The following is a 24732-nucleotide window of genomic DNA, read 5'->3' on the forward strand; positions in this document are numbered from 1 at the left end:
CCTTACGTCAGTGACGAGAGGGGCTTTTTGGTGGTTGTTATCAGCTTTTTACAAACTTATAGGTATTAATAAACCTAGTGAATATAAATAGAGAGACAACTAACCGAATATAACAACCGAAGTGCCGCCGTAAGATGGTGACCCATGAACCGTGAAGTTCAGGGCGGATGCGTCATTGCCTCTGCAGGTTTCCTGATACACCGCAAGCGGTGCAGGCATACACAATGAAGCAATAGGTACCACATCCTGGTAAAGCATTATCGGCTCAGGGAATAAACATCTACTAGCCAACACTTCAGAATAGATTTATCTTAACCAATGGCATAGCTGATTGCAAGCGCGGTTTACAGATTTATACGTCTCTTTAGAAATGCGCAGCAATCATAGCAGCGGTATTTTATACAATAACTAATAGAAGAAAAGGCTTGAAAGCGTTGAAACAGCAGGATAAACGCGCAGTTTTTCAGCAATTTCAAGATGTATGCTAATATAGACAACTTTCGACATCCTAATATAGCAGTATAGGCGTTCATTCACTTGAGGAGCGGTAATCTATGACCAGTACCCAGCAACAATCTGAATCTATTGACGACAATCAGGCGCAGCTTGATAGCAAGCAAGAAAGCGCACAGCATAAAAAAACACCGCATGTCTTAATGATATTGGACGGCTTTGGTCATCGTGAAGAAGACAAGGATAACGCCATTGCTGCGGCTAATATGCCGAATCTAGATAAGATCTATCAGAAATATCCGCATGGATTGATTTCGGCGTCAGGTGAAGATGTTGGTTTGCCAGATGGTCAGTTTGGTAACTCTGAAGTGGGACATATGAACCTAGGTGCTGGTCGTGTGCTATATCAAGACTCAACGCGTATCTCAAGTGAGCTTGCCAATCGCGAGTTCTATAAAAACGAAGCCTTGGTCGATGCCGTAAAAGCGGCGAACGAGCTTGGCGGCAATGTGCATATCATGGGCTTACTGTCTGATGGTGGCGTGCATTCGCATCAAGACCATATCGAAGGAATGTGTCATTCGGCGTTGGTACACGGTGCCAAAAACGTGTTTGTCCATTGTTTTTTAGATGGTCGTGATACGCCGCCTAAGTCTGCTGATAAGTATATCAATCGTCTGCGTGAGTATTTGAACAAGCTCAATGCCCATTATGAAGGTCGCGTACAGATTGCCAGTATCATCGGTCGCTACTATGCGATGGATCGTGACAATCGCTGGGATCGAGTACAGAAGGCCTATGAGCTTATTACGGAAGGTAAAGCTGATCGTCTATCTACCCGTGCTGATGGTGCTGTCCAAGCTGCCTACAAAGCCCGCGAAACTGATGAGTTTATCAATCCGACTACCGTGATCGAGAGCGGCGACACGCCTTATACTGTCGATGATAATGATGCACTTATCTTTATGAATTTCCGTGCTGACCGCGCCCGTGAGCTAGCGCAAGCGTTTGTGCTGCCAGATCATGAGTTTTCAGGTTTTGCCCGTCATAAGCAACCAAAGTTGGCGGCGTTTGTCATGTTGACCAAGTACTCAGACATTTTAGCTGATAGCCCGAAGACCAGTATTGCTTATTACCCAACCTCTCTGACCAATACGCTGGGTGAATATTTGCAAGAGCAAGGTAAAACGCAACTGCGCATAGCCGAAACTGAAAAATACGCGCACGTGACGTTTTTCTTTAGTGGTGGTCGCGAAGCAGAGTATAAAGGCGAGACACGTATTCTTGTGCCGTCGCCAGATGTCGCCACTTATGACTTGCAGCCAGAAATGAGCGCTCCTGAAGTGACCGATAAGTTGGTAGCAGCAATTGAGTCGGGCAAATATGATGTATTGATTGTCAATTATGCCAATGGTGATATGGTAGGGCATACCGGTATCTTTGAAGCAGCCGTGCAAGCGGTAGAGGCGTTAGATGTCTGTGTTGGCCGTATTGAGTCAGCAGTACGAGCAGCTGGCGGCGATATGCTCATTACCGCTGACCATGGCAATGTTGAGCAAATGCAAGACTACGAAAGTGGGCAGGTGCATACCCAACATACCACCGAGCATGTGCCTCTGATTTATATTGGTGAGCAAAAAGTACAAGTACGTAGTGGCGGTAAGCTTAGCGATATCGCACCGACCATCTTGTCATTGATGAATATCACTGCGCCAGAAGAAATGACGGGTGAAAACCTATTGATTCCAGTATCGTGATTCAGTCCTTCTGAGCTTTTCGTCTGTTAACTACTATGATGTTATCAGGGCAGATGAAGCGGTTAGTGCATGAAGAAAAAGGATAAAGAGCAAGGAAGGAAAGGGGAAGGGTATCTACGATCCTTCCCTTTTTTAGGATAGATTTTTAATCTATTTGCTCTAATCTTCGCTGCCTTCTTAATGCTACATTACAAGATATTATTCATCAATTGCCATATAATAACGTTGCATATTTTCTTTTTATTTAGGTGAGTTTTTTATGCATTCTATCTGCCTTAAGCGCTCATCAGCGTCTGAACGACTAAAAAAATCATCAATGATGACCGCATTGATAACGTCGACCGTCTTGAAACCCGTACTCATAGCCAGTTTCATAGGGTTGAATATCGCTGGCATGCAAGCACAGGCTGCTATAGATGACGAGAGCAGCCCGACGGCCAGTCTGCAGCTTATCAGTCTCAATGCTGATGAGTTATCGGTAGAAAATGATGCAGATGATTTGTCTGATATTGCCGATATGTTAGATGCTGCTGACGCGTCTGATGATGCAATAGATAGCGTTGCAGATGAAAGCGCTTTGACTGATGAAGCAGACGATATCAACACGGATATCCCCGCTGAAGTGGAACAAGTGTCACTGAATGCCATCTCTCCTGAGACTTTAAAGACGTTTGTGGCGGTCGTAGATTTGGTACGCCGTGAATATGTGGATACCGTCAATGACGAAGAGTTATTTAACAATGCGATGAGTGGTATGTTGACCAAACTAGACAGCCACGCTGAATTTTTGGATGCTGAGGCCTACGAAAACCTGCGCGCTTTTACCGAAGGGGATGTCGGCGACGTCGGCATCAAAGTGATGTATCGACCAAAGGCTGGCTATTGGGTGGTCACCGAGGTGCTTAATGACTCACCCGCAGATAAAAAAGGCATAGCAGTCGGTGATTACTTGCATCAGGTTGATGAGTTTAAGCTGGATGACGACAGACAAAGCAATGATGTCGAGCAGCTTTTGACCGGCATTGCAGGCACACAAGTGGATATTGTCACGTCTAAAGCGGGTCGCCGTAAGCATACTACGACGTTACAGCGTAACAATAATCATCCGCAAGTGATTGAGACACGTTTTGTAGACGGTCTGGCGGTGATTAAACTGCCTGCTTTTCAGAACAACAGTCGTGAAAAGTTGCTGCAAGGTCTCATTAGCCTAGAGTCTCCGGTCTCTGGCATTTTATTAGACATGCGTGATAATCCGGGTGGTGTTCTAACCTCTGCGGTGAGTGTGGCCAGCTTATTTATGGTGGACACCGATGTGGTACAAGTGAGAGGTCGCCAAGATGATTCTCGGGTTTTATCGACACAAGGCGCTGCGATACTCAAGCCATTGCCCGTAGTGGTGTTACAAAACCGCTATTCTGCCTCCGCTGCAGAAGTATTAGCAAGCAGCTTACAAGCACAAAAACGCGCCACTATTGTTGGTGAGGTGAGCTATGGCAAAGGTTCGGTACAGTCGGTGATACCTTTGAATGACGAGCAGGCTGTTAAGCTAACCGTGGCCAATTATGTGACGGCGGCAGGCAATAAGATAGACGGTATCGGGGTCGAGCCTGATGTCGCTTTATTAGGCAATGAGAATACTTGGGAGCAGCAGGCTCTGGATTTACTCAGGGCACAAGCACTGGCGTCGGGTATTCGCTTTGTGAGAAATTCAGCTGTAGAGGATAATACGCTCGAAGATCGGACAAATAAAAAATAAGTAGCTAACGATAGCTCTAAATATAATTGATACCACTCAAAAAAATTACAGCAGCAAAGGGAAAGGGTGCAAGTACTATGCATTGCATGCTAAGCGATTTTGACACGGCCAATCGTATTTTTGACGTTTGATATTACTTGTTGACCATCATATCGTTACGCTCAAAGCTGCTTATTATCTGCAAAAGTTAATCGGACTGATCTTCATCAATATCGAGCTTTTTCATACGATAGCGTAAAGAGCGAAACGTCGTTCCTAACAGTTCTGCGGCTTGCGTCTTGTTCCAGCCTGTCTGCTTAAGAGCAGTAATAATCAGATTTTTCTCTTGTTCTTGCAGGTAATGCTCTAGCCCTTTGGCAGGTAACTGACCTTCAAAACCGTCTTTAACTTCCTTTAAGCCATTTTGCAAACTGTCTTGTTCATCAAGCGCCGCGTGATTGCTCGTTAATTGCTGCTCTGTAGAATTGGCGACACTACGATTAGGTTCTGCGTTATTAGCCCTCGAACGCTGAATGGTTGAGGGATAATGCTGAGTAATGGTGCGATAAGGATGTAGATTGGTCTTTGTTTGCTCAGCACTATGCGCTGTTGAGGCTTGGCTGACTTCTTCTTTACTGCTGACAGATGTCATTGTTGGCTGGTCAGCTGATTTATGGTTAGATGTTGGCGTTGTATTATCAACTGCATTGGTATTTTGACTTTGCTGAGTATGAATCTCTTGATGAGTATCAAGTTCCGCTAGACCCAAATGGCTGACGTCAATGGTGCAGGTTTCTGCCAATGTCACAGCGCGCTCAAGTAAATTGCGTAGCTCACGGACATTACCAGCGAAATCATGGTGCTGCAAGCGCTCGCAAGCGGCCGCTGTCAATGAGGGCGGGGTGTCTAATTGCCATTCTTCTGCGATCATTGCCAAAAAATGCTTGGCTAAGACGGGAATATCATCACGGCGCGCATTAAGCGTGGGCAGCTTTAGTTCAATCACATTGATACGGTAGTACAAGTCTTGCCGAAACAGTCCATCTTGTACCAGTTGGTTCAAGTCTTTATGGGTCGCAGATAAGATACGGATATCGACGGGTACTTCTTTGGTATCACCGATGGCGCGCACGGTTTTTTCTTGGATGGCGCGTAGTAGTTTGACTTGCATTGCTAAGGGCAAATCTGCCACTTCATCTAAAAATAACGTGCCACCATTTGCTTGTTGGAACAGGCCTTGCTTATCAGCAACGGCTCCGGTAAAGCTGCCTTTTTTATGACCAAAAAACTCTGACTCCATGAGCTCTGAAGGAATCGCACCGCAGTTTACGGGTACAAAACTGCCATCTCGACGTGGGCTTAAATCATGGATCAGTTTGGCAACCACTTCTTTGCCTGTGCCCGAAGCTCCCGATAAAAATACTGGCGCTTGTGAGCGTGCCAATTTTAAAATAGTGTTTTTGAGTGGGTGCATGACAGCAGAGTCACCGATCAAACGGCTATCCAACATTTGCTGCTCGGGTGAGCATTCAGGTGTGGTTTCTGCTTCGTTATTTTGGTGAATGACCTTGAGCGCATTTTCGACCAACTGGCGTAAGCGTGGCAGCTCAAGCGGTTTATTGACGAAATCAAAAGCCCCTAACTTCAACGCTTCTATAGCCAAATCCATACTACCATGGGCAGTAATCACGGCTATTGGTGTACTAGAGTTATTGCTGATGTCCTTGACCAACTCTAGTCCTGAGCCATCCGGTAATTTGAGATCGGTCAAACAAAAGTCATAGTTGTTTTGCTGCCAGTAGGCGCGTGCCTGCGATAAGGTATAAGCCACATCGCTTTTGATCCCCATCTTGGTTAAGGTGATTTGCATCAAGCGGCACAAATCCACTTCATCATCAACGACTAGCGCGGTTACTGTCATACTTCATCTCATTTTATTATCGGCATCATTATCGACATCGATAGCAGGGGCAATCAAGCGAAAGCAGGTTTTTTGGAGTTCAGGAATATAGAGTAAACGAGCCTGATTGGCTTCACAGAACGCCTGCGATAAATACAATCCCAAACCTGTTCCGGCTTTGTCAGTAGTGAAAAACGGATTGAATAAATGCTGTAAATCACTGGCATTAACGCCCATACCACCATCTAAAATATCGATTATAACATCGTTATCGGCACAATAAATTTCGATTTCCACAAAAGCATGAGGGTGAGCGTAGCTACTGTGACGTAGACCGTTGTTGATTAAATTAATTAATACTTGTTCTAACTGGTGCGTATCGAATGAGATAGTGGATTGACTATGGACACGCAAAAACACGTCATGATCTCGAAAATAATTGTCCAAAAACACCGGCAACCACTCAGCCAGTAGAATCGATTGCTGATTAGCGGTCTGTTGGCGCGACAGTTTTAAGATGTCTTCAATAATACGGTTGACGCGTTTGGTTTGCGCAAAGATCATTTTATAAAGCTCGTGATTGCCTGTTATATCGCTGTCGGTAGCAGCTGTCGGCGCTACTAAGGGCTCAAGAGTAGAGCTGATAGTATTGTTATTATGATCGGCGGCCTTCTTCTCACCTTCTTCGACATCTTCCATCAGTAGCTGACTGGCCTGTGAAATAGCGGCGAGCGGGTTTCTGATTTCATGAGCGATACTGGCAGTCAGTTGCCCAAGCGAGGCAAGCTTTAACTGTTGAGCGCTGGCTTGCTCACGGCGCAAGTCTTCTAGCAGGATAAGCTTGCTGTTATCTTTTAGCGGGATAATCTGTACGCGTAGCTTGCCGACGACAGAGGCATTTGCGACGGCAGGCAATTCATAAACAAAGCTACGTGATTGCCCTTCAGCGACCGATAAACAAGCATCAAGAAGTTGCAGATGCTGTTCTCTGAGCTGCTGCTGAAAGTCAGCAAGAAGGGCGGCTTCGAGGTTGTTTTGCTCATAACTTAAATGACTAGGCGTATCAATCAGAGACGCCAGCGGAGGATTGGGGATACTGAGTAGCTGATGGGCGGCTAGGTTTGCCAATACAATCTGCTGTCTATCAATCACTATGACCCCATTGACCATTTGGGTGATGACTTCTTGATTGATTACATTCAGTCGTTCGACCTCTTTGGCATGATGCGCGGCGACTTGTTCGACTTGTACCAAGCGCTGGGAAATAGACCAGCTCAAAATTCCTACTGCCAAAAAGCTTGCTGACATCAGCAAGGCATCGCCCAAATTTTCCAAGCTCATGCTATTGGCAATGGCATAAAAAAACTGCTGGTAAATAACAAAAATAATGGCGAGTAAGGTAATGATGAGCGCTTGCGAGCCATGCAGTAGCATGAAGCTGGCGGCAACAACGACCATATAAAGCATGGTGAGCTGTAAATCAGGAGCGCCATTGGTATACAGCAAAAGGCTCAAAATAATGACGTCTAATACCAGTCCAAAACCCAGCTGACGCCGTAAATGCTTGGTGACTACATAAAATAAGCCAAGCAAAATCAGACTAATAATGACATAAAAACTCAGCGCCGTTTGCTGCAATAGACTTGGCAGTAATAAGCCATTATCAGCTTTGACCGTCACATACACCATCAGCATAAAAAACAGGCTAACGATAAATCGATAACTGCTATAGATCAGTCCCAATCGACGTAACTGCGGTAGCGGCAGCGTTTCATCTTGCTGAAGATAATGGGTAATGACAGAAACGGCTCTGAGCGCAAATTTCATAAATTGGCCGTAATAAAAAGAGTATTAAGGGGTCTACGGTTGAATGAGACCATGACGAATAGCGAGATGGGTCAACTTCACATCACTATCAACGCCGACTTTTTCATAAATGCGATAGCGATAGGTATTGATGGTTTTGACACTCACAAACAACTGGTCGGCAATTTGCTGAGGACTTTGGCAATTAACCACCATCATCGCCACTTGTTTTTCGCGGTCACTCAACAAGTCAAAAGGTGAGTTGGCATTATCTGACAGTAAAACGTCAGCCAACTGTTCGGCGACATCTTGGCTAAAATAACGCCCGCCTTGATAGATTTTTTTGACCGCGCGTATCATCTCATCAAGTGGTGTGCCTTTAGTGATGTAACCATTGACGCCCGCTTTAATCAACATAGATGGATATGGTTGCGCCGACATACTACTAACGGCCAAAATCTTGATGCCCAAATCCAGCTGAATTAAGCGCTTAGTTGCTTCAAGCCCGCCGATATTGGGCATATTAACGTCGAGCAAAATTACATCGGGGTGCAGCTGTTTGGCCAGTTTAATCGCCATATCACCGCTGTCAGCTTCACCAACGACCTCGATATCAGCACTGTCTGCTAGCATACGGCTAATACCCATCCGCACTAAATCATGATCATCTACTACTAATACTCGTATCATAGTTGTACTCTTTGCTGTCTATCAAAATGAAGGTTGCATGGTGAACGTTAAACCATCTGAAGCAATCTGTATATCTGTAAGAACAATCGAGATTTTTATTATTTTATAATAGGATTTGCAGAGCAATTATTTTTATCCTCTACTATCATCATATATTGCTCTAGTGTTAATTAATATTGCTAGAATCTAATTTAAATGTAGCAAAATTTCAAGCAGGTTAAAAAATACTCATCTAATTGATTTAGTAGATTAAACTTAAATGCAAACCATGATACACTAAAAATACAAAAACTCTATGTGAGTACCTACAAACATAACCACAAACGCTACGTACGTTGTTGCTATTAGTTAGTCTGTAACTGATTATCTATTGAATAGCAGCGCGACAGCAGGGGGAAGAATGAAGCTCTTACCATTAACCAAACAGCAGCTAGTTGTTGCTATGATTTCATTGAGTCTGGGCAGTATTGCGCAAGCTGCACTTACGATTAATGGTAGCGCTGATACTGGCTCTAGTGCTCGTATGAGTTGGGGCGGTGCTGATAGCTTGTCTGAAGCACGTAATATCATGTATAAGTCTAATGATTCGACCATTAAAAAAGTCGATAATGGCTATGGCACGACCAATATTACGAACAGTAAGACCAGTAGTTTCGGTAGCAGCAACAACAGCTATAATAACGCCAATAGCTATAACACCACTTATCGCGGTAGCTTTGGCAGCAGCAGTATGATTCCGATTAGCACTGACTCGCGCAGTGTGGCGGTGATCGATGCCGAAACTGGTGAATCTATTTACGAAAAAAATGCCGACGTCGCCCGCCCTATGGCGAGTATCACCAAGCTAATGACGGCGATGGTGGTGTTAGATGCTGGTCTTGATATGCGTGAAGAGATTACCCTAGATCCTGAAGATTTCGTCGGTCCAAAACGCGCCAGCTCAAACCTTAAATCTGGCGATCGTTTGAATCGTGCTGAAATGCTATTAATGGCATTGATGAAATCAGAAAACCCTGCTGCCAAAAGTCTCTCGCGTAACTATCCAGGCGGCTATGATGCCTTTATACGAGCGATGAACCGTAAAGCGCAAGAGCTTGGCATGACGACGGCTTATTTTGGTGATCCAACGGGTCTCGATAAACGTAATGTGGCTTCGTCAAATGACTTGGTAAAAATGGTACGTGCTGCTGGTAACTATGATGTAATCCGTCGCTTCTCTACGACTAAGAGTTATGACTTTTACGTGGCCAATTACTCAAATGGTAACCGTACTTATAAAGCCAACAATACCAGCTCTCTAGTCCGTTCAGGCGATTATCCAATTGGTATCTCAAAAACCGGCTTTATTAATGAGGCAGGTCGTTGTGTGGTAATGGAAACCCGTGTGAATAACCGTCCTGCTATTATTGTCATTTTGGGCGCAAACAGCTCAGCGACGCGTTGGGGTGATGCCAAAAATATCCTAAACAGTTTGGCGACTCGCCGTACAGTGTAAGCGGATTGGTTTAGTGGGTATAAAGAGGCTGTTATGTAATGTAACGGCCTTTTTATTGTGTTGAATTTAGGACGTGTCCTAGGAAAATTATATGACTCAAGCATCGATTATCACACCAGCACCAAAGCTATACTTATTGACCAATGATGATGAGTTTGCGCTGCTGTATCGCAAATTAAAAGCAGCATTAGCGACAGGGTTTATCGGGCTGTTACAAATTCGTCGTAAGCAAGTCCTGTCATTGCCTGATGGTGACGCACATTTATACGAAGAGGCTAGACAGATAGCTGAGTTGGCTAAAGCATACAATGTGCCAGTCGTCATCAATGATGATATCAAGCTGGCTGCCAAGCTTGGCGTTGGGGTTCACTTAGGGCAAGAAGATGGTGAAATTAAAGATGCCAAGCAAGATCTATTAGCAGATCAAATTATTGGTCGCACCTGTCATGGCAATGTAGAGCTGGTAAAAGGAGCGCACGCTGCTGGCGCCAGTTATGCTGCAATGGGTGCAGTATTTGCCTCTACGACCAAACCTAAGGCAGACGTTATTTCGCGTCAGCAGCTGGTCGATGGATGTCAGCAGGGTATTGCACTATGCGTCATAGGCGGCTTGACTGCAGAAAATATCGTTGAGCTGGCAGGTTTGCCGATTGCTTATGTGGCAGTAGTAGGGGATATTATGGATTTGCCAGAGCATAAAATAGCTGAGCGTTGTCAACAGTGGCAGCAGGCGCTCAACGTCTGGAGTGCGCCTGCTTAGTAACAGGTGGTGGGTATAATTACCGAGTGAGTGCTTAAAGGTTTCTTAAATAGTTTCATTGTTCATTAGCTTTTAAGCTAGGGCGTGTCCTCATTTTAAAAATGGTGATAAAAATGAGGTAAATTGCAGTCAAACAAGGAAAATAGTGCAGATAATATCGAGATATTACCTAGCTATTTGACGATGTTTGGCAAGATTTAACCATTTTTAGCCCATTTAGATTGCTATCGGTTGAATTGAGGACACGCCCTAGGAATATCGCTAAAAAAAGACGTTATTTGGCATGATCCATACATAAAGTAGCGTAGGGCAGTGCTTCCAAGCGTTGCTCTTCAATCAGTTTGCCACATACCTCACACTCACCATAAGTGCCATTTTCGATACGGCTCAAGGCATTTTCGACATAGACTAAATTTTGGCGCGCTTCATCTCTCAGACTTTGGCGCATATCGTTCTGACGATAGGAGATGGCTTGATCTTCCCAATGCTCGTTAAGGTCATCTTGTGGGTTTTGGATATGATCTTCTATTTTATCAATCCTTGTTTCATATTCTTTTTTAAGCTTTAACAAGTTTTGCTTGGCATTATTGACATCAATAGTCATTTTATTCTCCTGAGGTTATTGTTATTGTTATTGTCGAGCGCAATTATTATAAAATTGTTATAAATAGGCACTTTATTATAAAGCGTCTTTCTATCATAAACAGCCTGACTATTAAGTACCACCACGAAATGTTACTGACTTTTAAAGTACTTAAAACGAACTTCAGGTAGCAAGCGCGCGATATGGCTGCCGCAGTATCCAGTTAAGGTAAGCACTATCGCAATCTTTAGGTTTTCACAGTTTTTATGTCGCTACAGTCGCCAAAATTTATGGCAGTTCCTTGTGAGCAATCGTTAGAAAACTGGTAGAATACACCGCTTTTGAAGATTGTCAGACCTATTTTATAAACTAACATGAGCAAAGCCAGCCGATAGAAGAGATACGATTATAAGAAATGGCTGGTCATACCCCTTTTCGAAAAATCATTGAATGAAAAACCATTGAATAAAGCCATAAAACGATTGATTAACAGACAGACTGATGCATAGGAGCAGGTAATGAATTTTTTGCGTATGAGTGAGCTTGATTTAAAAGAGAAGGTTGTATTGATTCGAGAGGATCTCAATGTGCCTATTAAAGACGGCAAGGTTACGAGTGCAGCTCGCTTGCAAGCAAGTTTACCTACGATTAAAATGGCGTTAGAAAAAGGCGCGGCGGTGATTGTCTGCTCACATCTCGGTCGGCCAACCGAAGGAAGTTTTGAATCGATCTACTCTCTAGCACCTGTTGCTGACTATTTAAGCGACAAATTGGCCGCGCCCGTTAGTTTAAACACCGACTATCTGACTCAGGGTGTTTCAATCAAAGCAGGTGAAGTGGTACTACTAGAAAACGTGCGCTTTAATAAAGGCGAGAAGAAAAACGATGCCGATTTGGCGCACACTTATGCAGATTTGTGCGATGTGTTTGTGATGGATGCTTTTGGTACTGCTCACCGTGCACAAGCGTCAACGGAGGGTGTGACCCAAGCGATGCATCAAGCCGACAAGACAGTCTGTGCAGGACCATTATTGGCCGCTGAGCTTGATGCCTTGAGCTTAGCGCTTGAAACGCCAGCGCAACCGATGCTAGCCATTGTTGGTGGCTCAAAAGTATCTACCAAGCTAGAAGTACTACACAGCTTGGCAGAAGTGTGCGCCCAAATTATCGTTGGTGGCGGTATTGCCAATACTTTCTTAGCAGCACAAGGTCATAGTGTTGGTGCGTCTTTATATGAAGCAGATTTGCTCGATACCGCTCGTGACATTATGACTAAAACTGAGATTTTATTGCCTGAGTATGTTGTTGTCGCTGATAAAAATGAGATCGATTTTGCTGACTTTACTGGCTCATTACAACAAGCCACTGCTACCATCAAGTCAGTTGATGCGATTGGCGACAATGATATGATATTAGATATCGCTCCAGAAAGCGCCAAGCAATTGGCTGAGGCTATTACTAATGCAAAGACCATTTTGTGGAATGGTCCAGTGGGGGTTTTTGAGGTGGATGCTTTCGGTCATGGGACGCAAATAGTGGCAGATGCAGTCAAAAATAGTCAAGGTTTTTCAATCGCTGGCGGTGGTGATACTTTAGCTGCTATCGATAAATATCAAGTAGCCGATGGCGTGAGCTATATGTCAACGGGTGGTGGTGCCTTCTTAGAGTTCGTAGAAGGCAAGGTATTACCTGCCGTTGCTGCATTACAAATTAGAGCATAACTGCTTAACGATACTTCAGCAATTGAGTAACATTAGATGTACAACCTATGATGAGCATCTAAGTTACTCTATAAAAAGTTAGGCTATAAAAATAATAGGGTGACTGTGGTATTTGTCTTATCATTCTTGTTTAACTTGCTAGTATGAAAGCACTAAGTACGAACAGGCACGGATTATTATTAAGTAGTAATTATTTGTTTCTATACTGAAAATTATTATTGCATGTCTAATTTGCACTCTATAAAATAGCGCAAATCATGTATTTGACATGCTTTATTTACGAGAGGTTTATTATGTTAAAACGCCATTTATTACTTGCTAGCGTACTTGCTGGTACTTTTGCAATCACTGCATGTAGCCAAGAAACGCAAGACAAAACTGAAGCTGCTGCTGAGTCAGCGGGTGATGACGCTGCTGCTAACACTGACGCTGCCGCTGCCGAAACAGAAGCCGCTGCTGCTGAAGCTGAAGCTGCTGCACAAAATGCTGGTGCTGAAGTCGCCGAAGGCGCTGATAATGCTGGTGCCGCTGCTACTGATGCACTAGCAAATACTGGTGAAGCGGTTGTGGTAGGCGCAAATGAAGCCGTATCCGCTACTGCTGGCGCGGTTGCTGATGGTGCAGCTGCTGTTGAAGATAAAGCCAGTGAAAATGCCGTAGAAGCAGAACAACAGTACTAATTAGTAGTTTTGATTTTAAGCATTGGTTATAAATACCAGTTGCTATATAAGCCCTCAAAATATTTAGAAAGCTTTGGTAATCGCCAAGGCTTTTTGCGTTGTATCGATTAATAAATTTAAACATCCAATACCGTGAATAATTCGTGAACCCAAACCTGTCATCTCAATAAATAGTCGTGCAACCGCTACGAAGCACGATCAAAATTTGCTATAATCGGCGCGTGCTAATTGCTAATCAAAATCCTGCATTTTTTCCCACCCGTTCTATAGTGCTGCTTGTCGATTTAACGACCTTGCAGCGAGGATAGAACACTTGTAATCACCACATAGTTACAAGTATTTATTTTAAAATCTAATCAGAGAGCGTTTTATGGCCTTAATATCGTTACGTCAACTTCTAGATCATGCCGCTGAACACAACTATGGTGTTCCTGCTTTTAACGTCAACAACTTAGAGCAGATGCGTGCAATTATGATGGCGGCCGACGCCTGTGACTCACCTGTCATCGTCCAAGCCAGTGCTGGAGCACGTAGTTATGCAGGGTCGGCGTTTTTACGTCATTTGATTATCGCAGCTATCGAAGAGTGGCCACATATCCCAGTAGTGATGCATCAGGATCATGGTATGTCACCTGCTATTTGCCAGCGCTCAATTCAGCTTGGCTTCTCATCAGTGATGATGGACGGCTCGCTCGGTGAAGATGGCAAAACGCCAATGGACTATGATTATAATGCCAGCGTGACTCGCGAAGTCGTCAAGATGGCACACGCATGTGGCGTGTCGGTAGAAGGCGAAATTGGTTGCTTAGGTAGCCTTGAGACCGGTATGGCAGGCGAAGAAGACGGCTCTGGAGCAGAAGGTATATTAGATCACGAGCAGCTATTGACTAGTGCTGATGAAGCTGAGCAGTTCGTTAAAGACACCAACGTTGATGCGCTAGCCATTGCCATTGGTACCAGTCACGGTGCGTATAAATTCACGCGTCCACCGACGGGCGATATCTTATCCATTGAGCGCGTAAAAGAGATTCATGCCCGTATCCCTAACACCCATTTGGTCATGCATGGTTCGTCGTCAGTGCCGCAAGAGTGGCTTAAAGTCATCAATGAAAATGGCGGTGATATTGGTGAGACTTATGGTGTACCGGTTGAGCAAATCGTTGAAGCGATTAAGCATGGTGTCCGTAAAGTCAATATCGATACCGATTTACGTTTGGCATCAACAGGTGCAATCCGTAAATTCTTAGTAGAAAACCCAAGCGAATTTGATCCCCGTAAATACTTTAAAGCGTCTATGGTTGCGATGTCAGATATCTGTACCAATCGTTTTGAAGCTTTTGGTTCTGCTGGTCAAGCACATAAGATTCGCCCTATTAGTCTTGAAGGTATGGTCGATTTTTATTAGTAGATTTGACGTTAAAAAGTACTTATCGAATAAATGATTATTGAGATATTTCGTTCTGCAGCTGGCTGAATTTTATGATAATTCTTATAAGAGGTAGTGGGTTATGATTGGATTGATTAGCGGACAAGTGCAGTATTTGATGGCACCGACTGCCTGTGTCATGACCACCTCTGGTGTCGGCTATGATATTGAGCTACCGCTACCGTCATTTTGCCAGTTGCGTCTCAACGAGCAGGCGAGCATTTGGACGCATTTTCATGTGCGTGAAGATGCGCAGCTGCTTTATGGTTTTATCGATCGTAAAGAGCGCGATGTCTTTCGTCAATTGATTAAAATAAATGGCGTTGGCGCAAAAATGGCATTAGCCATGCTATCGGCAATGTCAGCTGCTGAGCTAAAAATGCACGTCGAGCAAGAGTCAGAGACGGCATTAACCCGTATCCCGGGTATTGGTAAAAAGACAGCACAGCGCCTATTGATTGAGCTAAAAGATAAGCTGAAAAATATTGAAGTCGATAGCGGTCATTTAGAGTTTGCTATGCAACCTGCTGAGGTGTCTCACGAGGGCAACATCATCGCTGAGGTTGAAGGCGCTTTGATCAGTCTTGGCTATAAAGAAAGAGAAGCTCAGCAAGCGATTAAAGCTGCTAAAAGTAATGGCGATACCTTTGCCGATACCCAAGGTTTGCTAAAAGCCACGTTGCAACAGTTGTCAGGCTTTTAATTCATTTAGCTCACTACTATTATTAACTATAAATAACTCTTAAATAGATAAGCGACATTCATTGTCGCTTATTTTTGTTTTAGGCTGTGCTTTATTTAGTGGCTGCTTTAAGATGTTTTGCATGACTTATGCGTAGCGTTTGGTTATGCTATTTATACCTAATTTTTTAATATAATGATAAAACATATGATGCAAGATCGTTTGATTAATCCATTCGAGGGGGCAGGTGATGCGCCTGACTCCAATATTCGACCGGCATTATTGGCTGAATACATTGGTCAGCCGGTGGTGCGTGAGCAGATGGAAGTTTTTATTGGTGCGGCACGTGGTCGTGGTGAGCCATTGGATCATACACTGATTTTTGGTCCACCAGGTTTGGGTAAAACCACGCTTGCCAATATTATTGCTCGTGAGATGGGTGGTAATCTGCGTTCTACCTCAGGGCCAGTGCTTGAGCGTCCAGGTGATTTGGCAGCGATGCTGACCAATTTAGAAGAAGGTGATGTCCTATTTATCGATGAAATCCATCGTTTGAGTTCGGTCATTGAAGAGATACTGTATCCAGCGATGGAAGATTTTCAGCTAGATATTATGATTGGCGAAGGGCCGGCGGCGCGTTCTATCAAGCTTGATTTGCCGCCCTTTACTCTAGTTGCGGCAACCACCCGAGCAGGTCTGCTGACGTCGCCATTGCGTGATCGTTTTGGGATTGTGCAGCGCTTAGAGTTTTACAATATAGCTGACTTGACGACGATTGTGAGTCGTGCCGCCCGCTTGATGCGTGTACCGATGAGTGAAGACGGGGCGGTAGAGATCGCGCGCCGTGCACGTGGGACGCCAAGGATTGCCAATCGTTTACTGCGCCGTGTGCGTGATTATGCTGAAGTGAGAGGCGACGGTAGTATCAATGGTGCGATTGCGGGTAGTGCACTCGATATGCTGGCCGTTGATAGACGTGGTCTTGACCATCTGGACAGACGTTATATTGAGATATTACACGAGCGTTTTGATGGTGGTCCAGCTGGCGTTGAAGCAGTCGCAGCGGCTATGGCTGAGGATCGCGGTACGCTCGAGGATGTGATTGAGCCATACCTCATTCAGCAAGGTTATGTATTACGTACGGCGCGTGGTCGGGTATTAACGCAGATGGCGATTGATCAAATGCTTTAATAATGAAAACAAAATGCGCCTACTTTTAATTTAAATCATTAAAAGTAGGCGCATTTTTTATGAAGGATATAAAGCTCAAAAATATGCTTAAGCTAGAACCCGCCAAATAACGACAATCATAGCCAATAAATAAAAGATAGGCGCAAACCAACCGACTTGTGTAGCGATGGCAATAAACACGGCAAAACCTGACAGCGCTAGCCAATCACGGCGACGATCATTAAGCATGTCAGCGCGTATCTGCTGTATTTCTCGCAGCTGACTGTCTTGGCGCGACCCTTGTGAGGCAAGGCTTTGTAGACCTTGATCTAGTAGCTTAGGAATATCAGTCGTTGATAATAAAATCTCTGGCAACTGCTGGCGTAAGTGTTGCAAGTTACGCATCGGATCGAGCTGCTCTTTAATCCAGCTACTTAAAATGGGCTTGGCGAGCGACCAGATATCAAGGTCAGGATATAAATCACGACCAAGTCCTTCGACATGCACCAAGGTTTTAAGTAGCAGCATTAATTGCGGCGGAATACTCATATGGTGGCGACGGGCGATATCTAAAATCTGCATTAACACACCAGCAAAGTCGATATCATTAATAGATTTTTGCAGCATCGGGCCGACAGTACGTTTCATATCGCGCATTAAAGCATGCTTATCGGTATTGGGCGGTATCCAACCAGCACGGCTGACGATATCAACCATCGCCGTAAAGTTGTTATTCATTACCGCCAACAGCATACGCGCGACGATAAGCTGATCGTCTTTTGATAGCGTACCCATTATGGCGCAATCAAGACCAATATAGCGTGGCTCATGACCCAAATCCACCGCTGCCATATCTGCAGTGAGTGTTTTGACTGGCGGCGTTTCTACAAAGACATTACCCGGATGCATATCGGCATGAAAAAAGTTATCGCGAAATACTTGGGTAAAAAATATCGTTAAGCCTTTCTTTGCCAATGCTGCTCGGTCATAACCAAGCTTATCAAACACCTCAACTTGCGAGATAGGGACGCCTTGAATACGCTCCATCACCATCACATTTTTGGCAGCATCATAAACTTCAGGCACATACATTAATGCTGAACCCAAGAAGTTATTGCGCATTTGGGTGGTATTATCTGCCTCTAACGTCAAGTCTAGCTCGTTAAGCATGACTTGACGATAATCCTCAACAATATCGATGATATGTACGGCACGCGCCGCTTCAATACGAGCGGATGCCCAGCTTGCCAATTCACGTAGTAGCTCAAAGTCAGAAATAATCGTGGTGCGGATATCGGGACGAACCACCTTTATGACGACTTCACGACCATCATGCAGGGCGGCAGTGTGTACTTGGGCGATAGAAGCAGCCGCTAGCGGTTTGACATCAAAGCGTGCGAACAATGTGCCAATAGACTGCCCAAGACCATGCTTAGGGTCTTGGATTTGGGTAATGGCCACATCAGAGTTAAATGGTTTAACCTTGTCTTGTAGCTGAACCAGTTGAGCGATGATCTCAGGCAGCACCAAATCACGACGTGTTGACAGTAGTTGGCCTAATTTTAAAAACAGCGTACCCATGTCCTCAAGCGCATATTTAATCGCGTTTGGCTGATGCTTTTTACCCCAAGCGGCTGGATGCAAGCGAATTAAACGTGCTAAAGGTTGCAGCTGTGGCGCCTCTTCAATAGAAAAGTGCGTATCAATGCGATATATTGCGGCGATACGCCAAAGCTCAAGTAAACGGGCGCGATGGGATAATAGCATGGGCAAAATTACTCTAAGTAAATTTAAAAGATATGATCAAACTAGATAAATTTTAGAGGTAATACTATCATGGTAAAGATATTTTAAGAATGGCTGAGCCTTATATTATTCATTTAGGGCAGATTGGGTCTGTCAAAAATTTCTATAAGGATTTAAAGTGAAAATAAATAAACTATGGTTGCCACTCTTGACAGTGATTTTCATTAATCACGCTGCTTTTGCGTTTGAGTGTGATTCACCTGAAAAAGAGATTTTTGAGACTACAGATTGTCTATATTCCGGGCGTGCCATAGTTATGGATGATAAAACGCAAAAAGTTGGATTTGTAGATGAAAAGGGAGAGGTAGCGATCCCGCTTATTTACGATGATGGACATAGATTTTCAGAAGGCCTAGCCTCTGTCTATTTGAAAGGAAGAGTTGGTGTAATCAATACTTTAGGAGAAGTCGTTGTCCCATTTAAGTATGATCGTATTACTCTTTTTTCAGAAGGGTTTGCATCCATTTATTTTAAAGGGAAAGCCGGTATAATCAATAATTTGGGAGAGATTGTTGTTCCCTTTGAGTATGATTATATCGCTCCTTTTTCAGAAAGATTAGCTGGGGCGAAAAAGGGTAAGAAAATGGGGTATATTGATTCAATGAATAATATAGTAATCCCTTTTACTTATGACCAAACAGATAAGTTCTCAGAAGGCTTTGGGTCAGTCAAGCTGAATGATAAGTGGGGCTTTATTGATAGAGTAGGCAAAGTAGTAATCCCCATAAAATTTGAAGGACTAGGTGATTTTCAAGAAGGTTATGTCGCTTTATTAACCAACAACAAGTTTGGGTTTGTTGATACAAAAGGAGACGTTGTAATCTCTCCGAAATATCAATATGCTTTCAGATTTTCAGAGAGCTTAGCGAGAGCAAGTATAGATGATAAATGGGGTTATATTAATAAGTTGGACGACATAATAATACCTTTTAAGTATGATTATGCCACCGACTTCAAAAATGGATTAGCTACGGTTACTGTAAATGAACAAAAATTTATAATTGATAAAATGGGCAAGATTATAGAAAAAGACAATAAATAGTAAATTCGTTATAAAATAATAAAAGACTACTCGTTGCCCTTAAGCTTTTCCTGCTCTATTCTAATGGCAGCAAGTTTGGCCTCTTCACGTTCGACATCAGCCCGCAGCTTTAAAAGCTGCTGTTTAAGGTCGTTGACTTCTGCCGCTTCAACTGGATCAGGCACACTATTGCCCGCCACATCATTGGCCCAATCGCTGACATCATTAAAAGCACGTTTGGCACTATGACGCCAGCTGCCTTTGAGTTGGGATATGAGTAGATGCAACTGACTGGCCATTGGCTTACCGATAAATGGCTCAAGCTGTCCTGCCACATCTGGGTCAAAGCCTGCGACCAACTGCTTTAGCTGCATCAGCACTTTATAGTCACCAGCGATTGGCAAGTTGCCCTCAGTGCCGCGCATCAGATTGAGCAATTGCGCTGGATTGTCTACGGTAATGGTACAGTCTGGACGACTATGACCGATCCGGGCGCGCTCCATACTGGCTTGTTGGCGCTCGTTCATACGGCCGCTCGGCTCAAACACGCTGTCCGTCGTCACCGGCTCAAAACGCAAACGCTCATGGGTGAATAGAATATCCAAACGAATTTCAGGCATTGCTATATTCAGTCGCAATACTTTGCCAGCAAGCGGTGCCAATCCTGATTTGGTAATCTCATCACTCGCAATGGCAAGGTTAATCAGCTTTTCGGCACCTGCCAAAAGTAGAACAGTCAGCATAAGGCTCTCGCATGTTTGGTTGAGCGCCATAAGCCTGGCGCATATTTCAATATTGGCTGTTATGACTATGATTAAACGCCTACCTAATGACAGACGTTTTCACATTATGAAGAAGCTTGTTTGTATAAGCAGCTTTTAAAACTACGCTCTAAAACTATTCTTTTCTAAAACTACGCTTTAAAACCGCGATGCACAGCAACGATACCAGCGGTCAAGTTGTGATAATCACAATTCTCAAAGCCCGCTTGCTGCATCATTTGCTTTAGCGTCTGCTGATCAGGGTGCATACGAATGGATTCAGCCAAGTATTGATAGCTTTCTGCATCATTGGCAATCAGCTTGCCCATCATTGGTAATGCGGTAAATGAGTATAAATCATAGGCTTTTGATAATGGCTCAAACACAGGTTTTGAGAATTCTAAAATCAATAAACGACCGCCCGGTTTCAGTACGCGATACATAGATTTTAACGCAGCGTCTTTGTCCGTGACATTCCGCAGACCAAAGCTGATGGTAAGCAAATCAAAGCTATTGTCATCAAATGGCGCTAATGTTTCAGCATTGGCAAGTACAAAATCGACATTATTGCAGCCAGCATTAATCAAGCGCTCACGACCAACTTCTAACATGGCCGCATTAATATCAGATAACACGACTTTACCGTTGCGACCGACTTCACGACTAAATACTTTGGCCAAATCACCCGTACCGCCAGCGATATCGAGTACATGCTGACCCGCACGTACGCCTGACAAGCTAATCGCATAACGTTTCCATAAGCGATGAATACCAAATGACATTAAGTCATTCATAATGTCGTATTTTTTGGCGACTGAGGTAAAGACATCAGCAACGCGCGCTTGCTTTTCTGCTTTATTGACCGTTTTATAACCAAAATGCGTTTGCTCATTACCATCAGTATCAGGCGTATGCGGATTATTGATGTCATCACGCTGGTTAAAAAGTGTTTGTTTGGCAGTTTGTGCTTGCGCTGAAGTGTTGCTTGCGCTGTCATTCAACGTATTATTAGCGTTGGTGGTATGGTTTGGCATAGTCGTTTGTTGACCTTGTGGGGTTCCGGTTGGTAAGTTTTGCACTTGCGTAAAGTCATTACTTTTACTTTTTTTGACGCTAGCATCAATACTCGTATCAGTCGTTGCATTAGGCACAGGACTTTGACGTGCTTTTACTTGAGCGGTGATGTTTTGACTGTGAGTGATGCTGTCTCTGACCAATTTATCTTGCAGCTGACCATTAATCGTGGTGTTGAGCGCTGGCTTTTGGTCAGAGGGAGTAGTGTTATCATTGGTATTATCGGTCATAGCATTATCCTGTTATTCACTTTTATGATTATTTTTTGAGATACTTTTTCGATTACATATTGTTTCTGTTAACGAATTTCACCAGTTAACTGAGTCTCTAATTAGCCCTATAATACACCAAACGCCAAGGGCTTATTGCCATTATCCGTATCATGAACTTCGTCAATAATTTCAAGCTCACGTTCACAAAACGGTTCGATAAAGCTGCTTACGCTTTTAAGGGGTTTCATGGCTTTAAAACCGGTATCGATAAAGTCATACAGTGGTTGAAAGTTGTAGCGATAGGCGGTGCCTTTTGCTAACGCGAACGCTTGTTTGAGCATAAATGAGTTCAAATGCTTGTCAGTGCGGTAGCAAACATCCTTAAGATTGGTAATCTGAATGCGGCGCTTATTCGCTTCATCGACAGTACGATAGGCGGCTAGCATATTGTCTTCGGTAATTGGTAAGTCTTGGGCAAGTAGCCACTGAGCCAAATGTAAATCTAGCTCAATCGCTAGAATTGCTGCTTGGATACCCATACTGCCAGCTTCTAAAGCTGATTCTTTTGCAAGGCGTTCAAGCTTTTTGGCTTTTGGCAAAATCCGCTCTAACTGCTTGGCCAATAACTTAAACTCATCACCGCCGTATAGTTGCGTCAGAAAATAGTCTGCCATCAGTTGGTTTTTTGGCTGTTCGAATAGTTCACTATGCGTACGTTGGAGTCGCGCTTGTTGCCATACTTGCACTTCATTGAGTTTGGTGTTTAATTCAGCATCTTGATGATGTGGTAGCGCCCAAAAATGTGTGAGGTGCTGTTGTAAATCGGTTAAGGCAGACATAGTAAAAATCCTATATAAAGGTAAAAATTATGTGTAGGTTGAGAATGAAGTGGTCAAAGTTATGCTGAGTTTTGATGCCTATTTTGAGCCTTTTTTTATTATTTTATGATCCTATTAAAGCATGCTCTCAAGATTGTGTTCACCTTAAAAGAAAATAAAGCAGAATACAAATGTCAAACTGTTACATAGCAGCGTTATTTACCGAATTGGTCAAATGCTATGATTAAGCAGATGTGCTTTCAATCATAGGACGATGACCATTATGAGCAAAAATGACAATACGACTGAACCCAACGCAGCACAAGCGGTCAGTGCCCAATTTAGTGAGCAAGTGATAGAGGAGCGCTTAACCCCTAATCCACTGAATCAGTTTTCTATGGATAAAGATGCACTACGGTTGGCACTGGTCACCGCTCAATATGCCCTACGAGCAACGCGGCAACAGACGCCGCCAACCCTCAACAAACCAACAGGGCTTTTGGTGTTGGTCAATGGTATGGAGCAGGCAGGCAAAGGCACTGCTGTTAAGCAATTGCGCCAGTGGGTAGATCCTCGGCTACTCAAGGTTGAGGCAACCATCGGTGATTGTCCCTTAGCGTATCAGCCGATTTGGCAAGCACATACCAAAGCGCTGCCGCGTCATGGCGATGTGATGGTTTATTTTGGTAATTGGTATGCCGATTTGCTCTATAACGTTATGCGTATGGCAACATCAGACCATGATGATAAACCATCGAAAAATCAAAAACCAGAAGGTGCCAAGTCTGACAATGACAAATCTGACAATGAAAAGGCGTTACCGATTGCGCAATGGCAAGCGTATCTACAGCAGCAACTTATTAAGCTGCAAGCGTTCGAACAAGATTTAGCCGCCAATCAAACCCGACTGCTTAAATGTTGGTTCCATGTCAATATCGAAACGTTACAAGAGCGATTAAATGACGCTGAAGCCGACCCGCAGTTTTTGTATCAAATTGATTGGAATAGTACAGAGATAGTTGCGCAGTTTAATGAGGTAGCCGCGACACTGCTCCGCCAGCAAGATGATTGGATCATTATTGATGGTGATGATAAGTCAGATGCCGCCGATCGCTTCTGTCATGAAGTACTACAAGCGATGCAAACCGCGCTAGTAAGCAGCAAAATAAATACGGCAACAACCTCAGAGACTGACAAGCAAGCTCAGCAAGCAATTAAATCAGCGAAATTTAAACCTGTAAAAATCCCTAAATTTTTAGAAGACATCGATGATGCCGATATCGATAAGTCTGACTACCGTGATGCGTTGGCAGAAAAACAAGCACGTCTTGCTGAGTTGCTACGTGCGCGCAAAGGTCGGCATATCGTTTTCGCCTTTGAAGGGATGGACGCTGCTGGTAAAGGCGGGGCGATCAAAAGATTGGTGGCACCCCTCGACCCACGCGAGTATCAAATTTATAATATCGGCGCGCCAATGCTGTATGAGTTACAACACCCTTATCTATGGCGATTTTGGACCAAACTGCCAAACGAGCAAACGGATCGTATTAGTCGTATCGCCATCTTTGATCGTACTTGGTATGGTCGCGTCTTGGTTGAGCGTATTGAAGGATTTGCCACAGATGATGAATGGCAGCGTGCATATGATGAAATTAATCGCTTCGAGGCGGACTTGGCCACCGCAGGGACGTTGGTCATCAAATACTGGTTGGCTATTGATAAAAAAGAACAGCTTAAGCGTTTTGAAGCGCGTGAAGAGACGCCGCATAAGCAGTTTAAATTAACCGATGATGATTGGCGTAATCGCGATAAGTGGTCAGATTATGTGCAATCTGCGGCTGATATGCTGGCACATACCGACACAGCGTATGCACCTTGGTGCGTCATCGCCACCAATGAGAAGCGTCAGGCGCGTTTGGATGTGTTAGATCACGCTATTAAACAGCTGTTCGCGCTCTCAGACAGTTAACGGTTATAACCAGCCATAGTAAGGTTGGTTATTTCTCAAATGCCTAATAATATATAACTAAATAAAGAGGTTAGCAGGTTCGCACACTGGCAGTTACAAATCTTGCAATATCATCATGCATTATGTGCCTAGATTTAATATAATAGGCACGTAATGATTTCTGCCTTCTACTAAATGAGATGTGTGGACAAAGCATTCGTTTTATTTAATATA

The 24732-nt window shown here is 43.9% G+C and carries 19 protein-coding genes and 1 other RNA gene; 11 read left to right on the forward strand and 9 right to left on the reverse strand.

Annotated features, from left to right (window positions below):
* Positions 1-109: 109 nt before the first annotated feature.
* A non-coding RNA gene (ssrS, locus tag AAEY80_RS09850) (6S RNA) lies at positions 110-305 on the reverse strand.
* Positions 306-554: 249 nt separating this feature from the next.
* Here ssrS and gpmI point away from each other — a divergent pair.
* A complete protein-coding gene (gpmI, locus tag AAEY80_RS09855; RefSeq protein ID WP_025652824.1) occupies positions 555-2210 on the forward strand; it encodes a 2,3-bisphosphoglycerate-independent phosphoglycerate mutase in 1656 nt (551 codons plus the stop codon).
* 259 nt (positions 2211-2469) lie between these two features.
* Positions 2470-3966, forward strand: a complete 1497-nt coding sequence (locus AAEY80_RS09860) for a S41 family peptidase (protein ID WP_025652825.1) — start codon at positions 2470-2472, stop codon at positions 3964-3966.
* Positions 3967-4153: 187 nt separating this feature from the next.
* On the opposite strand, the gene AAEY80_RS09865 is transcribed toward AAEY80_RS09860, so the two are convergent.
* Genes AAEY80_RS09865 through AAEY80_RS09875 form a run of 3 tightly spaced genes read right to left on the reverse strand, consistent with a single transcriptional unit; the run spans position 4154 to position 8341 of the window.
* Positions 4154-5866, reverse strand: coding sequence for a sigma-54-dependent transcriptional regulator (locus AAEY80_RS09865; protein ID WP_025652826.1), 1713 nt, complete (start codon positions 5864-5866; stop codon positions 4154-4156).
* A 3-nt stretch (positions 5867-5869) separates the two neighbouring features.
* The gene (locus AAEY80_RS09870) at positions 5870-7672 is read right to left on the reverse strand and encodes a sensor histidine kinase (protein WP_025652827.1); all 1803 of its coding nucleotides are present in this window, start codon (positions 7670-7672) and stop codon (positions 5870-5872) included.
* A gap of 33 nt (positions 7673-7705) precedes the next feature.
* Positions 7706-8341 (reverse strand): response regulator, encoded by a 636-nt coding sequence (locus AAEY80_RS09875; RefSeq protein WP_025652828.1) that lies wholly within the window; start codon positions 8339-8341, stop codon positions 7706-7708.
* Between the two features lie 400 nt (positions 8342-8741).
* On the opposite strand from AAEY80_RS09875, the gene AAEY80_RS09880 reads away from it, so the two are divergent.
* Positions 8742-9836, forward strand: coding sequence for a serine hydrolase (locus tag AAEY80_RS09880; protein WP_025652829.1), 1095 nt, complete (start codon positions 8742-8744; stop codon positions 9834-9836).
* Positions 9837-9927: 91 nt separating this feature from the next.
* Positions 9928-10596 carry a thiamine phosphate synthase gene (locus AAEY80_RS09885; protein WP_025652830.1) on the forward strand — a complete coding sequence of 223 codons (669 nt, stop codon included), beginning with the start codon at positions 9928-9930 and terminating at the stop codon, positions 10594-10596.
* A gap of 274 nt (positions 10597-10870) precedes the next feature.
* On the opposite strand, the gene AAEY80_RS09890 is transcribed toward AAEY80_RS09885, so the two are convergent.
* Complete coding sequence (locus tag AAEY80_RS09890) at positions 10871-11200, reverse strand: TraR/DksA family transcriptional regulator (protein WP_025652831.1); 330 nt, start codon at positions 11198-11200, stop codon at positions 10871-10873.
* Positions 11201-11697: 497 nt separating this feature from the next.
* On the opposite strand from AAEY80_RS09890, the gene AAEY80_RS09895 reads away from it, so the two are divergent.
* From AAEY80_RS09895 to ruvB, 5 genes are all read left to right on the forward strand, one after another.
* A complete protein-coding gene (locus AAEY80_RS09895) occupies positions 11698-12900 on the forward strand; it encodes a phosphoglycerate kinase (RefSeq protein ID WP_025652832.1) in 1203 nt (400 codons plus the stop codon).
* 293 nt (positions 12901-13193) lie between these two features.
* On the forward strand, positions 13194-13580 hold the full coding sequence (locus AAEY80_RS09900; protein WP_025652833.1) for a hypothetical protein: 387 nt from the start codon (positions 13194-13196) through the stop codon (positions 13578-13580).
* Between the two features lie 370 nt (positions 13581-13950).
* A complete protein-coding gene (fba, locus tag AAEY80_RS09905; protein ID WP_025652834.1) occupies positions 13951-14985 on the forward strand; it encodes a class II fructose-bisphosphate aldolase in 1035 nt (344 codons plus the stop codon).
* Positions 14986-15088: 103 nt separating this feature from the next.
* Positions 15089-15709, forward strand: coding sequence for a Holliday junction branch migration protein RuvA (gene ruvA, locus AAEY80_RS09910; RefSeq protein ID WP_025652835.1), 621 nt, complete (start codon positions 15089-15091; stop codon positions 15707-15709).
* A gap of 189 nt (positions 15710-15898) precedes the next feature.
* Positions 15899-16879 carry a Holliday junction branch migration DNA helicase RuvB gene (gene ruvB / locus AAEY80_RS09915; protein WP_025652836.1) on the forward strand — a complete coding sequence of 327 codons (981 nt, stop codon included), beginning with the start codon at positions 15899-15901 and terminating at the stop codon, positions 16877-16879.
* A gap of 87 nt (positions 16880-16966) precedes the next feature.
* Here ruvB and AAEY80_RS09920 read toward each other — a convergent pair whose 3' ends face one another.
* The gene (locus tag AAEY80_RS09920) at positions 16967-18625 is read right to left on the reverse strand and encodes an ABC1 kinase family protein (protein WP_025652838.1); all 1659 of its coding nucleotides are present in this window, start codon (positions 18623-18625) and stop codon (positions 16967-16969) included.
* Between the two features lie 157 nt (positions 18626-18782).
* On the opposite strand from AAEY80_RS09920, the gene AAEY80_RS09925 reads away from it, so the two are divergent.
* A complete protein-coding gene (locus tag AAEY80_RS09925) occupies positions 18783-19706 on the forward strand; it encodes a WG repeat-containing protein (protein WP_025652839.1) in 924 nt (307 codons plus the stop codon).
* Between the two features lie 26 nt (positions 19707-19732).
* Here AAEY80_RS09925 and AAEY80_RS09930 read toward each other — a convergent pair whose 3' ends face one another.
* The 3 genes from AAEY80_RS09930 to AAEY80_RS09940 form a co-directional block, all read right to left on the reverse strand.
* On the reverse strand, positions 19733-20428 hold the full coding sequence (locus AAEY80_RS09930; RefSeq protein ID WP_025652840.1) for a ubiquinone biosynthesis accessory factor UbiJ: 696 nt from the start codon (positions 20426-20428) through the stop codon (positions 19733-19735).
* Between the two features lie 170 nt (positions 20429-20598).
* A complete protein-coding gene (gene ubiE / locus AAEY80_RS09935; protein ID WP_025652841.1) occupies positions 20599-21750 on the reverse strand; it encodes a bifunctional demethylmenaquinone methyltransferase/2-methoxy-6-polyprenyl-1,4-benzoquinol methylase UbiE in 1152 nt (383 codons plus the stop codon).
* 107 nt (positions 21751-21857) lie between these two features.
* On the reverse strand, positions 21858-22571 hold the full coding sequence (locus AAEY80_RS09940) for an FFLEELY motif protein (RefSeq protein WP_173239837.1): 714 nt from the start codon (positions 22569-22571) through the stop codon (positions 21858-21860).
* A gap of 262 nt (positions 22572-22833) precedes the next feature.
* Here AAEY80_RS09940 and AAEY80_RS09945 point away from each other — a divergent pair, with 262 nt between their 5' ends.
* Positions 22834-24519, forward strand: coding sequence for an ATPase (locus tag AAEY80_RS09945; protein WP_201567550.1), 1686 nt, complete (start codon positions 22834-22836; stop codon positions 24517-24519).
* The last annotated feature ends 213 nt before the right edge of the window (positions 24520-24732 follow it).

This window comes from Psychrobacter sp. 78a-MNA-CIBAN-0178 (genome assembly GCF_040309625.1).
GTDB lineage: Bacteria > Pseudomonadota > Gammaproteobacteria > Pseudomonadales > Moraxellaceae > Psychrobacter > Psychrobacter okhotskensis.

Bases quoted from the DNA above. Each gene is read 5' to 3' on its own strand.
- AAEY80_RS09875 (WP_025652828.1), bottom strand. From the start codon at position 8,341: ATGATACGAGTATTAGTAGTAGATGATCATGATTTAGTGCGGATGGGT.
- AAEY80_RS09890 (WP_025652831.1), bottom strand. From the start codon at position 11,200: ATGACTATTGATGTCAATAATGCCAAGCAAAACTTGTTAAAGCTTAAA.
- gpmI (WP_025652824.1), top strand. From the start codon at position 555: ATGACCAGTACCCAGCAACAATCTGAATCTATTGACGACAATCAGGCG.
- ruvB (WP_025652836.1), top strand. From the start codon at position 15,899: ATGCAAGATCGTTTGATTAATCCATTCGAGGGGGCAGGTGATGCGCCT.
- AAEY80_RS09900 (WP_025652833.1), top strand. From the start codon at position 13,194: ATGTTAAAACGCCATTTATTACTTGCTAGCGTACTTGCTGGTACTTTT.
- fba (WP_025652834.1), top strand. From the start codon at position 13,951: ATGGCCTTAATATCGTTACGTCAACTTCTAGATCATGCCGCTGAACAC.
- AAEY80_RS09865 (WP_025652826.1), bottom strand. From the start codon at position 5,866: ATGACAGTAACCGCGCTAGTCGTTGATGATGAAGTGGATTTGTGCCGC.
- AAEY80_RS09870 (WP_025652827.1), bottom strand. From the start codon at position 7,672: ATGAAATTTGCGCTCAGAGCCGTTTCTGTCATTACCCATTATCTTCAG.
- AAEY80_RS09895 (WP_025652832.1), top strand. From the start codon at position 11,698: ATGAATTTTTTGCGTATGAGTGAGCTTGATTTAAAAGAGAAGGTTGTA.
- AAEY80_RS09885 (WP_025652830.1), top strand. From the start codon at position 9,928: ATGACTCAAGCATCGATTATCACACCAGCACCAAAGCTATACTTATTG.
- AAEY80_RS09860 (WP_025652825.1), top strand. From the start codon at position 2,470: ATGCATTCTATCTGCCTTAAGCGCTCATCAGCGTCTGAACGACTAAAA.
- ruvA (WP_025652835.1), top strand. From the start codon at position 15,089: ATGATTGGATTGATTAGCGGACAAGTGCAGTATTTGATGGCACCGACT.
- AAEY80_RS09920 (WP_025652838.1), bottom strand. From the start codon at position 18,625: ATGCTATTATCCCATCGCGCCCGTTTACTTGAGCTTTGGCGTATCGCC.
- AAEY80_RS09930 (WP_025652840.1), bottom strand. From the start codon at position 20,428: ATGCTGACTGTTCTACTTTTGGCAGGTGCCGAAAAGCTGATTAACCTT.
- AAEY80_RS09945 (WP_201567550.1), top strand. From the start codon at position 22,834: ATGAGCAAAAATGACAATACGACTGAACCCAACGCAGCACAAGCGGTC.
- AAEY80_RS09940 (WP_173239837.1), bottom strand. From the start codon at position 22,571: ATGTCTGCCTTAACCGATTTACAACAGCACCTCACACATTTTTGGGCG.
- ubiE (WP_025652841.1), bottom strand. From the start codon at position 21,750: ATGACCGATAATACCAATGATAACACTACTCCCTCTGACCAAAAGCCA.
- AAEY80_RS09880 (WP_025652829.1), top strand. From the start codon at position 8,742: ATGAAGCTCTTACCATTAACCAAACAGCAGCTAGTTGTTGCTATGATT.